Source organism: Serratia sp. 1D1416, from assembly GCF_003641105.1.
Taxonomy (GTDB): Bacteria; Pseudomonadota; Gammaproteobacteria; order Enterobacterales; family Enterobacteriaceae; genus Serratia; species Serratia ficaria.
On record NZ_CP032738.1, the window covers coordinates 624199 to 639160 of the forward strand.

Annotated in this window: 13 protein-coding genes; 9 read left to right on the top strand and 4 right to left on the bottom strand. The window is 63.2% G+C overall.

All coding sequences use genetic code 11. The features are described 5' to 3' along the window. Positions 1–6: 6 nt before the first annotated feature. Positions 7–2508, bottom strand: a complete 2502-nt coding sequence (gene mrcB, locus D7I37_RS03005) for a bifunctional glycosyl transferase/transpeptidase (RefSeq protein WP_095099171.1) — start codon at positions 2506–2508, stop codon at positions 7–9. 106 nt (positions 2509–2614) lie between these two features. Further along, positions 2615–5053, bottom strand: coding sequence for an ATP-dependent helicase HrpB (hrpB, locus tag D7I37_RS03010; RefSeq protein WP_207205552.1), 2439 nt, complete (start codon positions 5051–5053; stop codon positions 2615–2617). 180 nt (positions 5054–5233) lie between these two features. Between hrpB and thpR the strand changes: the two genes are divergently transcribed. The 6 genes from thpR (at position 5234) to folK (ending at position 10396) form a co-directional block, all read left to right on the top strand. Further along, positions 5234–5776, top strand: coding sequence for an RNA 2',3'-cyclic phosphodiesterase (thpR, locus tag D7I37_RS03015; protein WP_061798642.1), 543 nt, complete (start codon positions 5234–5236; stop codon positions 5774–5776). After that, on the top strand, positions 5773–6480 hold the full coding sequence (gene sfsA, locus D7I37_RS03020; protein ID WP_061798641.1) for a DNA/RNA nuclease SfsA: 708 nt from the start codon (positions 5773–5775) through the stop codon (positions 6478–6480). Before thpR ends, sfsA begins: the two co-directional genes overlap by 4 nt. 182 nt (positions 6481–6662) lie before the next feature. Then, positions 6663–7118: an RNA polymerase-binding protein DksA gene (dksA, locus tag D7I37_RS03030; RefSeq protein WP_061798640.1), complete on the top strand. Its 456-nt coding sequence runs from the start codon at positions 6663–6665 to the stop codon at positions 7116–7118. Between the two features lie 263 nt (positions 7119–7381). After that, positions 7382–8293 (top strand): tRNA glutamyl-Q(34) synthetase GluQRS, encoded by a 912-nt coding sequence (gluQRS, locus tag D7I37_RS03035; protein WP_061798638.1) that lies wholly within the window; start codon positions 7382–7384, stop codon positions 8291–8293. A 169-nt stretch (positions 8294–8462) separates the two neighbouring features. Then, positions 8463–9902 (top strand): PcnB family polynucleotide adenylyltransferase, encoded by a 1440-nt coding sequence (gene pcnB / locus D7I37_RS03040; RefSeq protein WP_370671123.1) that lies wholly within the window; start codon positions 8463–8465, stop codon positions 9900–9902. Then, positions 9902–10396 carry a 2-amino-4-hydroxy-6-hydroxymethyldihydropteridine diphosphokinase gene (folK, locus tag D7I37_RS03045; protein WP_061798633.1) on the top strand — a complete coding sequence of 165 codons (495 nt, stop codon included), beginning with the start codon at positions 9902–9904 and terminating at the stop codon, positions 10394–10396. The genes pcnB and folK overlap by 1 nt, the downstream gene beginning before the upstream one ends. A 15-nt stretch (positions 10397–10411) precedes the next feature. Here folK and qseC read toward each other — a convergent pair whose 3' ends face one another. Further along, positions 10412–11770: a quorum sensing histidine kinase QseC gene (gene qseC, locus D7I37_RS03050; RefSeq protein ID WP_061798631.1), complete on the bottom strand. Its 1359-nt coding sequence runs from the start codon at positions 11768–11770 to the stop codon at positions 10412–10414. Beyond that, positions 11767–12429 (bottom strand): quorum sensing response regulator transcription factor QseB, encoded by a 663-nt coding sequence (qseB, locus tag D7I37_RS03055; protein WP_061798629.1) that lies wholly within the window; start codon positions 12427–12429, stop codon positions 11767–11769. The genes qseC and qseB overlap by 4 nt, the downstream gene beginning before the upstream one ends. 169 nt (positions 12430–12598) lie before the next feature. On the opposite strand from qseB, the gene panB reads away from it, so the two are divergent. The 3 genes from panB (at position 12599) to panD (ending at position 14846) form a co-directional block, all read left to right on the top strand. Continuing rightward, positions 12599–13393, top strand: coding sequence for a 3-methyl-2-oxobutanoate hydroxymethyltransferase (panB, locus tag D7I37_RS03060; protein ID WP_165283080.1), 795 nt, complete (start codon positions 12599–12601; stop codon positions 13391–13393). A 23-nt stretch (positions 13394–13416) separates the two neighbouring features. After that, complete coding sequence (gene panC, locus D7I37_RS03065) at positions 13417–14271, top strand: pantoate--beta-alanine ligase (protein ID WP_061798626.1); 855 nt, start codon at positions 13417–13419, stop codon at positions 14269–14271. A gap of 194 nt (positions 14272–14465) precedes the next feature. Then, positions 14466–14846, top strand: coding sequence for an aspartate 1-decarboxylase (panD, locus tag D7I37_RS03070; protein WP_004937544.1), 381 nt, complete (start codon positions 14466–14468; stop codon positions 14844–14846). Positions 14847–14962: the final 116 nt, after the last annotated feature.

Below are 14962 nucleotides of genomic sequence, written 5' to 3' on the forward strand. Positions count from 1 at the left end.
GCGCCTTTACTGGCCGAACATGTCCTTGATCCAGCCGGCGACGCCGTCGCTATCCTTCTGCTCACCCGCAGCCTGTTGCGGCTGCTGTTCCTGCTGTTGCTGAATGGCCGCCTGGCTGGACTGGCACAGCCCCTGCGGATTGTCGGTCCACACCGGAATGGTGCGCCCGCCGCCCCCGCAGGTGAAGTTGCCCGCCGAATCGATGCCCATCTGGTTAATGCCTTCCGGCGGCTGCAGCATCAGCGGCAGCGGCGTCTGGTTTTCCAGATAGCGGCGGTACAGCGTCAGCGCGCCGTTGGCGCCGGTCAGCTTGGCCGGGCCGTTGTTGTCGCGGCCGACCCAGGCGATCGCCACTTCCTTGCCGTCGATGCCGGCAAACCAGCTGTCACGCAGGTCGTTGGTGGTACCGGTTTTCGCCGCCAGGTGGTAGTTCGGGAACTTCACCGACAGCGAACGGGAGGTCCCGCGCGCCACGCCCTGCTGCATGGCATACAGCGTCAGGTAAGCGGCCTGGGCCGGCACCACGCGCTCCGCCTGCGGGAAGCTCTGGTACAGCACCGAGCCGTCCTCGGCGATCACCGAACGCACCGCCGACAGCGGCGCACGGTTGCCGCCGCTGGCGATAGTCTGATACTCCTGCGCCACTTCCATCGGCGTCAGGCCAATGGCCCCCAGCAACATCGAAGGCACCGGATTGATTTCCGCTTTCGGAATGCCCAGGCGCTGCAGCGTGGCGCTGATCTGATCCAGCCCCACCGACAGGCCGAGATTGACCGTCGGCACGTTCAAGGAGTTGGCCAACGCATCCACCAGCATCACCTGGCCGCGGAATCTGCGATCGTAGTTGTTCGGCTGCCAGACCGTGCCGTTCGGCTGCTTCAGCGACAGCGGCGCATCCGCCAGCCAGGTATTGAGCCGGTATTTGTCCGGCTCGGAGAGCGCGGTCAGGTACGTCGGCGGCTTGGCCAATGAACCGACCAGGCGGCGCGCCTGGATGGCGCGGTTAAAGCCGGCGAATTGCGGGTTGGCGCCGCCCACCATGGCGCGCACTTCACCGCTGAACCGGTCGACGATCACCATCGCCGCTTCCAGATCTTTCACGTGGCGCGCGGCGCGCAGCGCCGGAATGCCGTCCTCAACCGCCTTTTCCGCCGCGTCCTGCGACACCGGATCCAGGGTGGTGAAGATTTTCACGCCGGACAGATCGTTGACCTTATCGCCCAGCCGGGTCTGCAGCTCCTGACGCACCATCTGCATAAACGCCGGTTGCGGGGTGATCACCCCGCCTTTCGGCTGCACGCCCAGCGGACGCGCGCTCAGCATGTTATACAGCTCGGCGTCGATTACGCCCTGATTCTGCAGCAGCTTGAGCACCAGATTGCGGCGCTCCAGCGCCAGCTTAGGGTTACGCCACGGGTTGTACAGCGAAGCGCCCTTGACCATGCCGACCAACAGCGCCTGCTGATCGAGGCTCAGTTCGTCCACCGGGCGGCCGAAGTAATACAGGCTGGCCAGCGGGAAACCGCGGATCTGATCGTTGCCGCTCTGGCCGAGGTAAACCTCGTTCAGGTACAGCTCAAGAATGCGGTCCTTGCTGTAGCGGTAATCCACCAGCAGCGCCATATAGGCCTCGTTGGCCTTGCGCCACAGCGAACGCTCGTTGGTCAGGAACAGGTTTTTCACCAGCTGCTGCGTCAGGGTGCTGCCGCCCTGCACCGCGCGGCCGGCGGTCAGGTTGGCCAGCACCGCACGGCCGATGGAGTACGGGCTGATGCCGTCATGCTCGTAGAAATGACGGTCTTCGGTAGCGATCAGCGTATCCACCAGCAGATCCGGGAAACCGGCGCGCGGCACGAACAGCCGCTGTTCGCCGTTCGGCGACTGCAGCATGGTGATCAGGCGCGGATCGAGGCGGAAGAACCCGAAGCTGCGCCGGTTCTCCATGTTCTCGATCTTCGCCAGGCGGTTGTTCTGGAAATCCAGGCGGGCGTGGATCTGCCCTTCCTTGCCGTCGGGGAAATCAAACGGGCGACGCAGCATCTCGATGCTGTTGGCCTGTACGGTAAACTCGCCCGGGCGGGTCATGCGGCTGACCTGGCGGTACTGCATGCCTTCCAGCAGGTCGATCATTTCCTTTTTGCTGTACGGCATGCCCGGTTCCAGGTTGACCATGCGGCCATACACCGCCGCAGGCAGCTGCCAGACCTTGCCGTCGATGCGGCTGCGGATCTGGGAATCCAGGTAAACGCCGTAGATAGCCATCAGCACGGCGATCACCAGGATCAGTTTGATCATCAGGCCGAGCCAACGGCGTTTTTTGCGCGGCGGAGTCGCTTTTACCTTACGCGGCATGCGTTCCTCCTCCTCTTGGTACTCATCATCGTCATATTCGTCTTCTTCGTAATCATCGTAATCGTCGTCTCGGCGACGGCGCGGCGGCTTGCGCGACGCGGTGCGTTTTGGTTGTTTTCCTTTGCGCCCGATGGGCTCGCGGTCATCCCCAGCCATTGCTGTTGTTCTCCGAGCTTGGCGGCACTGCCGGCCATTATTAGTCGCTTAATCTGTCCCGGCGCCAGGCCGCTGAACAGAAGAAACATCTGAATTCGATACGCGTTCACTGATACTTTTTCGTCCGGCGCGTCGGGGCGGTATTGGCCGGGTCATCGGGCCATACGTGCTTCGGATAGCGCCCCTTCATCTCTTTTTGCACCTCGCGGTAAGCGCCCTGCCAGAACGCGGCCAGATCGCCGGTGATCTGCAGCGGCCGATGCGCCGGAGAGAGTAACTCAAGCACCACCGGGATGCGACCCTCCGCCAACATCGGGCTGCGCCGTTCGCCGAACACTTCCTGTAAACGCACCGCCAGCGCCGGCGGTTTGCCGGCCTCGTAGCGGATCGGCAGCCGGCTGCCGGTCGGCACAGTGTAATGAGTGGGTAACGCATTATCCAGCCGCTGCTTTTGTTGCCAATCCAGCAGGCGCGCCAGGGCGTCGGCGATATTGACCTGCTTCAGGCCGCGCAGATCGCGCACGCCGCTCAGCGACGGCAACAGCCAGCGATCCAGCGCATCCAGCAGGGACGGGTCGTCGACCTGCGGCCAGGCGGCCTCCGGCAGCCAGCGCTGCGCGCACTGCAGCCGCACCCGCAGCTGTTCGGCGGCGGTGTCCCAGTTGAGCAGCGCCAGCCCCTGGGACCGCACCCAGCCGATCAGCGCCTGCTGCAGGTCCTCATCCGCCGGCTTGGCCAGCGGCTGGGCGCGCAGCGTCAGGCGGCCAATCTGCTGGCGCTGCCAGGCGCGCAGCGTGCCCTTTTCTTCATCCCACTCCACCGCCGTTTGCTGCGACACTATGGCGGGCAACTGTGCCGCCAGCCCTTCAATGTCCACCGGCAGCGCCAGCAGAATACGCGCGTCCGGGCTGTTATGGCCCTGCAACAGGCTGGGGATAATCAGCCAGGGCGCACGCGACAGCGCCTCATCCTGATTCATCGCCGCGCCCAGGCCGTTGGCCAGCAGATAGCGGCCATCCTGCCCGCGCCGCTGGGCGATGCGATCGGTAAACGCCAGCGCCAGCAGGCGCGGCGCCAGATCGACGTCTATCTGCCCGGGCCGTTGCGCCAGACGCCTGCTCAGTTGGCCGGCGCGGCGCTGCCAGTTCGGTTGCGGGCGAGTCAGCCAATAGCCGATGTCCATCAGCCCGCCGCGCGGCGGCTCTTCCAGCAGCGCGGCCAGCATCGCCGCCGTCGTCAGCCCGTCTGCCCCCAACGCGGCTCCTGCGCTCAGCATCGCCGCCAGACGCGGCTCGCACCCCAGCGCGGCCATCTGCCGGCCCCGGGCGGTCAATTTATCGTGGTCGTCCGTGGCGCCAAGCCGGCGCAGCAGCCCTTTGGCCGCCGCCAGCGCGCTCACCGGCGGCCTGTCGAGCCAGCTCAGCTGGCCCGCATCGTGGCAGCCCCATTGCAGCAGCTCAAGCCAGAAACCGGCGAGATCGCTCTGCAGGATCTCCGGTTCGGCGTGTTCCGCGGCGCGCTCCGCCTGCTCCCTGGCGAACAGATGCCAGCAGATGCCCGGCTCCAGACGCCCGGCGCGGCCGGCGCGCTGCACCATCGAGGCCTGGCTGATGCGCTGCGTCACCAGCCGCGTCAGGCCGTTGCGAACGTCATAGCGCGCCACCCGTTCCAAACCGCTGTCGACCACCAGGCGGATCCCTTCAATCGTCAGGCTGGTTTCGGCGATATTGGTCGCCAGCACCACCTTGCGCCGCCCGGCCGGGGCCGGTTGGATCGCTTTCTGCTGCTGCGCCAGCGGCAAGGCGCCATACAGTGGGCACAGATCGGTATCGCCGGGCACTTCGCCGTTCAGGCGCTCCAGCACCCGGTTGATTTCCGCTGCGCCGGGTAAAAACAGCAGCAGCGATCCCGGCTGTTCGCCCAGCAGACGTTTCACCGCCGCCGCTACGCCGTCTTCCAGCCGTTGGTGGCTGGCCAGCGGCTGATACCGGCGTTCGACCGGGAAGCTGCGCCCCTCGGAAATCACCACCGGGGCCTGCGGCAGCCGCTGCGACAGCCGGGCGTTGTCCAGCGTCGCCGACATGATCAACAGCTTCAAATCGTCGCGCAGCCCTTGCTGCACGTCGAGCAGCAGCGCCAGCGCCAGATCGGCCTGCAGGCTGCGTTCGTGGAATTCGTCGAGGATCACCAGCGAAACGCCCTGCAGCTCGGCGTCCTGCTGCAGCATGCGGGTGAGGATGCCTTCGGTCACCACCTCCAGCCGGGTATGCGGGCCGCTTTTGCTTTCGGCGCGCATGCGGTAGCCGACGGTCTGGCCGGGCTCTTCACCCAGCTGTTGCGCCAGCCGGTAAGCGACGTTTTTCGCCGCCAGCCGCCGCGGCTCCAGCATGATGATGCGGCCGGGCAAGCCGGCGTTGGCCAGGATCTGCAACGGCAGCCAGGTGGACTTGCCGGCGCCGGTCGGGGCGTGCAGCAGTACCTGCGGGGCGGACTGCAGCGCAGTGAGCAACTCATCAAGTACCGCGCTGACGGGCAGTGAAGACACAGAACTCTCCGTGGTGGTTAACGTTAAACGGCGTACATTGTAGCATCAGGTTTATACCCGCAACCTTTCAAACTGCCGCGTCGTTAGTTATATTGCGGGTTAATCCATTAGCCCCCGCCCTTCGCGGGGCCGCGGCAAGCCGCGTTCCCGACGGATTTGTCATTCATTTACCGGGTAGCCATGTCCAGTTCGCGTCGCCTGTTTTTCGCTTTGCCCTTGCCTGATGCGTTGCAGCAGCAGGTGATCCGCTGGCGCGCCGACGCCTTTACGCCGGAAGCCGGGCGGCCGGTGGCGGCGGCCAATTTGCACCTGACGCTGGCGTTTCTCGGTGACGTCACCCCGCAGAAAGCGCTGGCGCTGACCCGGCTGGCCGGGCGCATTGTTCAGCCGGGGTTCAGCCTGCGGCTCGACGACCTCGGCCACTGGCCGCGCCCGGGGGTGGTGTGGCTCGGCACCCGCCGCGCGCCGCGCGGGCTGCTGCAACTGGCCGAACTGCTGCGCTCGCAGGCCGCCCGCAGCGGCTGTTATCAGAGCCCGATGCCGTTTCATCCGCACATCACCCTGCTGCGCGCCGCCACCCAGCCGGTGGCGATACCGCCAGCAACGCCGGGCTGGACCTTCAGCGTCGAGGCGTTTTCGCTCTACCAGTCGGTATTTGAAAACGGCCGTACCCGTTACCACCCGCTCGAACAATGGCCTTTGGCCCAGCAGGAAACCCGATGATTTTCACCCCGGCATTGCGATCCGCCACGCTGATAAAACGTTACAAACGCTTTCTGGCGGACGTGGTCACCCCCGAAGGGGAAACCTTCACCCTGCACTGCGCCAATACCGGCGCCATGACCGGCTGCGCGACGCCCGGCGATACCGTCTGGTATTCCACCTCGGATAATCCCAAGCGCAAATACGCCCACAGCTGGGAGCTGACGCATACCCAACGGGGCGACTGGATCTGCGTCAATACCCTGCGCGCCAACGGCCTGGTGCGTGAAGCTATCGAACAGAATCTAATCAATGAATTATCCGGTTACAGTAAAATTGGCGGCGAAGTAAAATACGGCGCTGAAAACAGCCGTATCGATTTGTTATTACAGGCAGAAAACCGGGTTAACTGCTATATTGAGGTTAAGTCAGTCACATTACTGCAACAACAACGTGGTTACTTTCCTGATGCGGTAACGCTCAGAGGACAGAAGCACCTGCGTGAGTTGCTTGGCGTGGTTGAAAGCGGGCAGCGGGCGGTGTTGTTCTTTGCCGTGTTGCACAGCGGTATTGAACAGGTCGCACCGGCACATCATATAGATGCGCGTTATGCGGCACTGTTAGCGCAGGTCCGGCAGTTGGGAGTAGAAGTGGTTTGTTATGGGGCTAAATTATCACCTGACGGTATATCTATCCGCGATAAGTTACCGTTTTTTATCGATTAGCGCGATCGGACACGAACAAATCGACAACCGCTCAGCGCATCGCCAAATACGCCTTCCTTCACACCATTGTCAAGCGGGCGACAGGAATAATTGCCAACCTACCTTCCTTCTGTTATTTATAGCGGCCTGTTTTTCCCCCGCATTGGGGATTCGATAGTGCGTGTGTATGTAGGAGAAGCAACATGCAAGAAGGGCAAAACCGTAAAACCTCGTCCTTGAGCATTCTCGCCATCGCTGGGGTGGAGCCGTACCAAGAGAAGCCGGGCGAAGAGTACATGAACGACGCCCAGCTGTCGCATTTCAAGCGCATTCTTGAAGCGTGGCGCAACCAGCTCAGGGACGAAGTGGACCGTACTGTATCGCATATGCAAGACGAAGCTGCCAACTTCCCGGACCCGGTCGACCGTGCCGCGCAGGAAGAAGAGTTCAGCCTTGAACTGCGTAACCGTGACCGTGAACGCAAACTGATCAAAAAGATCGAGAAAACGCTGAAGAAAGTGGAAGACGAAGATTTCGGCTACTGCGAATCCTGCGGCGTGGAAATTGGCATTCGACGCCTCGAAGCGCGTCCGACCGCCGATTTGTGCATCGACTGCAAGACCCTGGCAGAAATCCGCGAAAAGCAGATGGCCGGCTAATACCGCTACTCTAAATGATTGGAGCTGCATCACAACAAAACCAACGGTTTTGTTGAACAGCGCTGGCGCTGACCCCAACGGGGCGAGGCTTTGCCGAGTAACGCGGCAAGAATGCGCATCCCGATGAGCTTACTTTGGTAAGTGATTCGGGTAAGCAGGCGCAGCCAACGCAGAGGCAGTTTCAAGCATAACGAGTATGTTACCGCTGCGGTGTGCGTTCATACGCACGCCGCACAGAGAAAAGGGAACCCTTCCCCTCTGATATGCAAGATAGTCATTATGTGGGGCGCTTTGCCCCATCGCCTTCCGGAGATCTGCATTTCGGTTCGCTGATTGCCGCTCTGGGAAGCTACCTCCAGGCTCGCGCCCAACGCGGGCAGTGGCTGGTTCGCATTGAAGATATCGATCCCCCGCGCGAAGTCGCCGGCGCCGCCGATCGCATCTTATCCGCACTGGAACGCCATGGTCTCCTCTGGGACGGCCAGGTTATCTATCAATCCCAACGTCACGATGCCTACCGCGCCGCCCTGGATCTGCTGCAACAGCGGGGGCTCAGCTATTATTGCGCCTGTACCCGCAGCCGCATTCAGCACATCGGCGGCCTGTATGACGGCCACTGCCGCGATTTGCATCTCGGGCCGCAGGGCGCCGCCATCCGTTTGCGCCAGTCCGCACCCGTTTATGCGTTTCACGACGGTCTGCAGGGCGAGCTGCGCGCCGATCCGGCGCTGGCCGGCGAAGACTTTATCATTCGCCGCCGCGACGGGCTGTTCGCCTACAATCTGGCGGTGGTGATCGACGATCATTTCCAGGGCGTTACCGAAATCGTTCGCGGCGCCGATTTGATCGAGCCGACGGTGCGCCAGATTGCGCTGTATCATCGGCTGCAGGCGCCCGTGCCGTCTTACGTGCATCTGCCGCTGGCGCTGGGCGCCAACGGCATCAAGCTGTCGAAGCAAAACCATGCGCCCGCGCTGCCCGGCGGCGATCCGCGCCCGGCGTTGGTCGCCGCGCTGAAATTTCTGCGCCAACCGCTGCCGGAAAGCTGGCAAGATCTTGACCTGCCGTTATTATTGAGCTGGGCGATCGCGCACTGGCGGCTGGAAAACGTGCCGCGCCAGGAGACGATTCCCCTGGATGAAAACACGTCGGCATTCTCAAAGGAGCCATGGTGAGCTATGATTAGCCGCTATTTTTTGTTAGCTCCATTTTTATCAGTCACTATCGAGGTGTACCATTTTTACCCGAGTAGCCAATTTCTGCCGTAAGGTACTAATCCGCGATGACAAGCTGCCCCGCGATGAAGCGCCGGTCAGCGATAAAAACGTAGTCCGCGAAGAAAGCGTGGCTGCCGAAACGCGCACCGCGACGCCGCAACGTTCCGCCGACAACGGCAGAGACGCCCCTGCCCGCCGTCCTGCGCCGCGTAAACGCCCGCCGTTTCCCGCCGCTGAAGGAAATGGCCCGATGACCGTCATCCCGCGCGAACAGCATTCGATCTCCCGCAAAGACATCAGCGAAAACGCGCTGAAGGTGCTCTACCGCCTGAACAAGTCCGGCTACGAAGCCTATCTGGTTGGCGGCGGCGTGCGTGATCTGCTGCTGGGCAAGAAACCGAAAGATTTCGACATCACCACCAACGCCACGCCGGAGCAGGTGCGCAAGCTGTTCCGCAACTGCCGCCTGGTCGGCCGCCGCTTCCGTCTGGCGCACGTGATGTTCGGGCCGGAAATCATCGAGGTCGCCACCTTCCGCGGCCACCACGAGCAAAGCCCGGAATCCGACAAGAATTCATCGCAGCAAGCGCAAAACGGCATGCTGCTGCGCGACAACATCTTCGGCTCGATCGAAGAAGACGCCCAGCGCCGCGATTTCACCATCAACAGCCTGTATTACGGCGTGGCGGACTTCACGCTGCGGGATTACGTCGACGGCCTGCGCGATCTGAAGCAGGGCGTGATCCGCCTGATCGGCGATCCGGAAACCCGCTACCGCGAAGATCCGGTGCGCATGCTGCGCGCGGTGCGCTTCGCCGCCAAGCTGGACATGACCATCAGCGACGAAACCGCCGAGCCGATCCCGCGCCTGGCCTCGCTGCTGCACGAGATCCCGCCGGCGCGCCTGTTCGAAGAGTCCCTCAAGCTGCTGCAGGCGGGCTACGGTTATCCGACCTACCTGAAGCTGTGCGAATACCAGCTGTTCCAGCCGCTGTTCCCGCTGATTTCGCGCAACTTCACGCCAAATCACGATACGCCGATGGAGCGCATTCTGGTGCAGGTGTTGAAGAATACCGATCACCGCCTGCAGAACGACATGCGCGTCAATCCGGCGTTCCTGTTCGCCGCCATGCTGTGGTATCCGCTGCTGGAACACGCGCAGAAGCTGGCGCAGGAAAGCGGCCTGGCCTACTACGACGCCTTTGCGCTGGCGATGAACGATGTGCTGGACGAACAGTGCCGTTCACTGGCCATTCCAAAACGCATCACCACGCTGGTGCGCGATATCTGGCAGCTGCAGCTGCGCCTGTCGCGCCGCCAGGGCAAGCGCGCGCACAAGCTGATGGAACATCCGAAATTCCGCGCCGCCTATGACTTGCTGGCGCTGCGCGCCGAGGTGGAAGACAATCCGGAAATGCTGCGCCTGACCGAATGGTGGGGTGAGTTCCAGGAAGCGACGCCGGCGCGTCAGAAGGCCATGCTGAGCACCCTGGGCGATGACCCGGCGCCGCGTCGCGCGCGCCAACGCCGTCCTCGCCGCCGGGCGCCGCGCAAAGAAGGGGCATAATGATCCGCGTTTATATCGCGCTGGGCAGCAACCTGGCGCAGCCGCTGCAACAGGTTAACGCCGCGCTGGAGGCGCTGGAGCATCTCCCGCGCACCCGGCTGATCGTCTGTTCGTCGTTTTACCGCACCAAACCGCTGGGGCCGCAAAACCAGCCGGATTTCCTCAATGCGGTGGTGGCGCTGGATACCCTGTTGCCGCCCGAACAGCTGCTCGATCACACCCAGGCGATAGAACGCAATCAGGGCCGCGTGCGCAAGGACGAACGCTGGGGGCCGCGCACTCTCGATCTGGACATCATGCTGTACGGCGATCGGGTGATCCACAGCGATCGCCTGACGGTGCCGCATTACGGCCTGAAAGAGCGCGAATTCATGCTCTACCCGCTGGCTGAAATCGCCCCCGACCTGCGCTTCCCGGACGGCGAATCGCTGGCCAGCTGTCTGAAGCGCGTGCCGGAAAACGGCATGACGCCGTGGCATCAGCCAAAATCCTGAGCGGCCCAGTCGCCCCTACAGCATCACCCGCGCAATAAATCCCCCTTCAGGACGATTGGCGAAGTTGACGCGCAGAGCGTGCAGCCCGGCGATGCGCTGAACAATCGATAATCCCAGACCGCTGCCGGTTTGTTCCTGGCCCGGCGGCCGATAAAAACGCTCCCCCAGCCGCGCCAAATGCTCCGCCGTGACCCCCGGCCCATCATCCTCGACCGTCAGCGACCTTTCGCCAAGCGTGACCCTGACCGTGCCGCCCGCAGCGGCGTAACGCACCGCGTTGTCCACCAGGTTGCGCACCAGCAACGACAGCAGCAGCGGCTGCCCCTGGCGCGGCCTGGGCGCGCCCTGCTGCTCATAGCGCAACGTCACGCCCGCCGCGTGGGCCTGCCGGTCCAGGTCGGCCAGCGTCATCGGCACCAGCCTATTCCAGTCTACCGGTTCCAGCGCGTCCAGATCCGACAGCGAATCCAGCCGCGACAGCGTCAGCAGTTGATCCACCAAGCGCGTCGCGCGATCGATGCCGAGCGTCAGGTTATCCAGCGCATGTTCGCGCATCTGCGCATCGTCGCCGGCCAGCTGCACCACCTCGGTTTGCACCCGCAGCGCCGCCAAAGGGCTGCGCAGCTCATGGGCGGCATCGGAGGTAAAGCGCCGCTCGCGCACCAGCAGCGCGTTGATGCGGCTGAACAGCGCGTTGAGCGCATCCACCAGCGGCCGCACTTCGGCGGGCACCTGCCGCGCATCCAGCGGCGTGGCGTCGTCCGGCGCGCGCTTGCGCAACCCCGCCGCCACCGCGCGCAGCGGCCGCAGCTCGCGGCCGACCATCAAGGCAATCAGCAGCATCAGCACCGGTAGCGTCACCAGCCAGGGCACCAGCTGGCCCGTCACCATCCCCAGCGCCATATCGCGCCGGTAATCCCACTCCTGCCCGACCACGATGCGGTAGCGGCCGTCAGGGCTGGTCAGCCACAGCAGCCGCCAGCTGTCGTCATCGCCTTTGCGCTCGCCGTCGGCAAACCCTTCGCGCGCGCCGTCGAAACGAAAGTCGGCGCCGTTCTCGCCGTCGTTCAGCAACATTCTGCCGGCGCGGTCGAAGATGGCGAAGGCCAACGCGTCGTCGTCCTGCTCGCCGCGCTTGCCGTGGTGCACCAACCTTTTGGTTTTCGGCAGGCTGCGCGCGTTCTCGTCGGCCAGCAGGTCGCCGAGATTGGCGGTCGCCAGCCGCTTGGCGAACAGCATCTGTTGCGTATCGAACACTTCATTGACGTTGTCGCGCGTCATCATCCACGCCACCAGGCTGGCGGAACACCAGGTCAGCAACGCCAGCAGGCTGAAGATCAGGATCAGGCGCAGACGCAGGCTGAGACGCTTCACGGCGCGTCCCCCAGCGTATACCCCACGCCGTGAATGGTGCGGATGAAGCCGTTGCCCAGTTTGCGCCGCAGGTGATGAATATGCACCTCCACCGCGTTGCTGCTCACCTCGTCGTCCCAGTTGTACAGCTTTTCCTGGATCAGCGGCCGCGCCAGCACCCGGCCTTTGTTATGCAGGAACAGCTCCAGCACCGCCAGCTCCCGCGGCGTGAGCGTCACCGGTTCGCCGTTGCGGCTCACGCTGCGGGTGGCGGCGTCAAACACCACGCCGCCGTGCACCAGCTGCGGCTGCAGTTGGCCGTGGCGACGGCGGATCAGCGCCTGCAGGCGCGCCGCGACCTCCGCCAGCGCGAACGGCTTGCACAGGTAGTCGTCGGCGCCGCTTTGCAGGCCGCTGACCCGCTGCTCCAGCGCGTCGCGGGCGGTGAGGATCAGCACCGGCACGTCGTGCCCGGCCTGCCGCCACTGGCGCAGCAGGTCCAGACCGTCGAGGCCCGGCAGGCTGAGATCGAGGATCACCGCATCATAAGGCGCGCTTTCCAGCGCGTTTTTGCCGACCAGCCCATCGGTAAACCAATCGAGATTGAAGCCCAGCTTGGTCAGCCCGGCCTTGATGCCGTCGCCAATTAATTTGTCATCTTCTATCAGCAGAATTCGCATGTGCGTCCTTTTTTAGCCATTGCCGTCTATTACAGCATAAGGTTCTTAAGAACCTCTTAAGCATGATGATCTGCGCTACCCACCCCGATAGGGTTACAGTAGAATGACAGCACTTTTTTGCAGCCAGAGCCCTGCGCGCGCCGCGCGGCCCTATTCAGGAGACGTAGTGATGAAACCCACCACCGTGACCCATTTGCGCCAGTGGAAACAGGAGCAACGCAAGTTTGCTACCCTTACCGCCTACGATGCCAGCTTTGCCAAACTGTTTGAAGAGCAAGGCATCAAAGTCCTGTTGGTGGGCGATTCGCTGGGCATGACGCTGCAGGGCCACGACTCCACGCTGCCGGTCACCGTCGCCGACGTGGCCTACCATACCCGCGCCGTGCGCCGCGGCGCGCCGGCCTGCCTGCTGCTGGCCGACCTGCCGTTCATGAGTTACGCCACCCCGGAACGGACCTTCACCAACGCCGCCGAGCTGATGCGCGCCGGCGCCAACATGGTGAAGCTGGAAGGCGGCAGTTGGCTGTGCGACACGGTGAAAATGCTCGCCGAACGCGCCGTGCCGGTATGCGGCCACCTGGGCCTGACGCCGCAGTCGGTCAACCTGTTCGGCGGCTACAAGGTACAGGGCCGCGATGAGCTGGCCGCCAAGCAGCTGTTGGAAGATGCGCAAAATCTGGAACTGGCCGGCATTCAGCTGCTGGTGCTGGAGTGCGTGCCGACCGAGCTGGCGCGCCAAATCACCGAAGCGCTGTCCATTCCGGTCATCGGCATCGGCGCAGGCAACGGCACCGACGGCCAAATCCTGGTGATGCACGACGCCTTCGGCGTGACCGGCGGCCATACGCCGAAATTCGCCAAAAACTTCCTGGCGCAGAGCGGCGATATCCGTACGGCGGTGCAGCAATACATTCAGGAAGTCGAACAGGGCCTCTATCCGGCGGAAGAACACTCTTTTAATTAAGCGATGGTTCCAGGAGTCACCTAATGATTATTATCGAAACCCTGCCGCTGCTGCGCCAGCAAATCCGCCGCTGGCGCCAGGACGGCAAGCGCATCGCGCTGGTGCCGACCATGGGCAACCTGCACGACGGCCACATGACGCTGGTCGATGAAGCGCGCGCCCGCGCCGATATCGTGGTGGTGAGCATTTTCGTCAACCCGATGCAGTTCGAGCGCCCGGACGATCTGGCGCGCTATCCGCGCACCCTGCAGGAGGACAGCGAGAAGCTGACCCGCCGCGGGGTGGATCTGGTGTTCGCGCCGGCGCCGGCCGATGTCTATCCGCAGGGGCTGGAGCAGCAAACCTACGTGGACGTGCCGGGTATCTCCACCATGCTGGAGGGCGCCAGCCGCCCGGGCCATTTCCGCGGCGTCGCCACTATCGTCAGCAAGCTGTTCAACCTGGTGCAGCCGGATCTGGCCTGCTTCGGCGAGAAGGATTATCAGCAGCTGGCGCTGATCCGCAAGATGGTGGCGGACATGGGTTACGATATCGACATCGTCGGCGTGCCGACGGTGCGCGCCAAAGACGGCCTGGCGCTCAGCTCGCGCAACGGCTACCTGACCGCCGAGGAGCGTAAAATCGCCCCTCGGCTCAGCAAGATGATGAATGCGCTGGCGCAACGGCTGGCCGGCGGCGAGCGGCATACCGATGAGCTGCTGGAGCAAACCGCCGAGCAGCTGCGCGCCGCCGGCTTTACCCCGGACGAACTGTTTATCCGCGACGCCGACAGCCTGCAGCCGCTGACGGTCGAGAGCCGTCGCGCCGTGGTGTTGATGGCCGCCTGGCTGGGCAAGGCGCGCCTGATCGACAATCAGCAGGTCGACCTGACGCCGTAGGTTTTTGCATATTTGGTACCGTTATTACCGGGAAAGTAATAAAAAATCTGCCCAATGGATTTCGAGTTGCAGCCAGGCGGCAAGCGCCGGCCCGAAGGGCGAGCCTAAGCAGCCAACAAGGCTGCAGCTTGAAAGACGAAGGGGATAAACGCCACCTCAAGCCTGTAAAGGCCGATACTCAGTTAGGTAAAGCTATGATACGTACTATGCTGCAAGGCAAGCTGCATCGGGTGAAAGTGACTCAGGCTGACTTGCATTACGAAGGGTCCTGCGCCATCGACCAGGATTTTCTGGAGGCCGCCGGCATTCTGGAATATGAAGCGATCGATATTTATAACGTCGATAACGGTCAGCGTTTCTCTACCTACGCCATCGCCGCCGAGCGCGGTTCGCGCATCATTTCGGTCAACGGTGCGGCGGCGCGCTGCGCCTGCGTGGGCGACAAGTTGATCATCTGCTCTTACGTGCAGATGACCGACGCCGACGCCCGCCAGCACCATCCCAAAGTCGCCTACTTCGAAGGCGACAACAACCTGCAGCGCAAGGCGAAAGCCGTGCCGGTTCAGGTGGCCTGATCGTCAAAACGGGCGCATCGCGCGCCCGTCATCCCCTAGTTCGAGTGGCATCGCGGCGGTAAGGGTGCGAGGCCCGATGAGCTTACTGAAGCAAGTGATTCGGGTGAGCAAGCGTA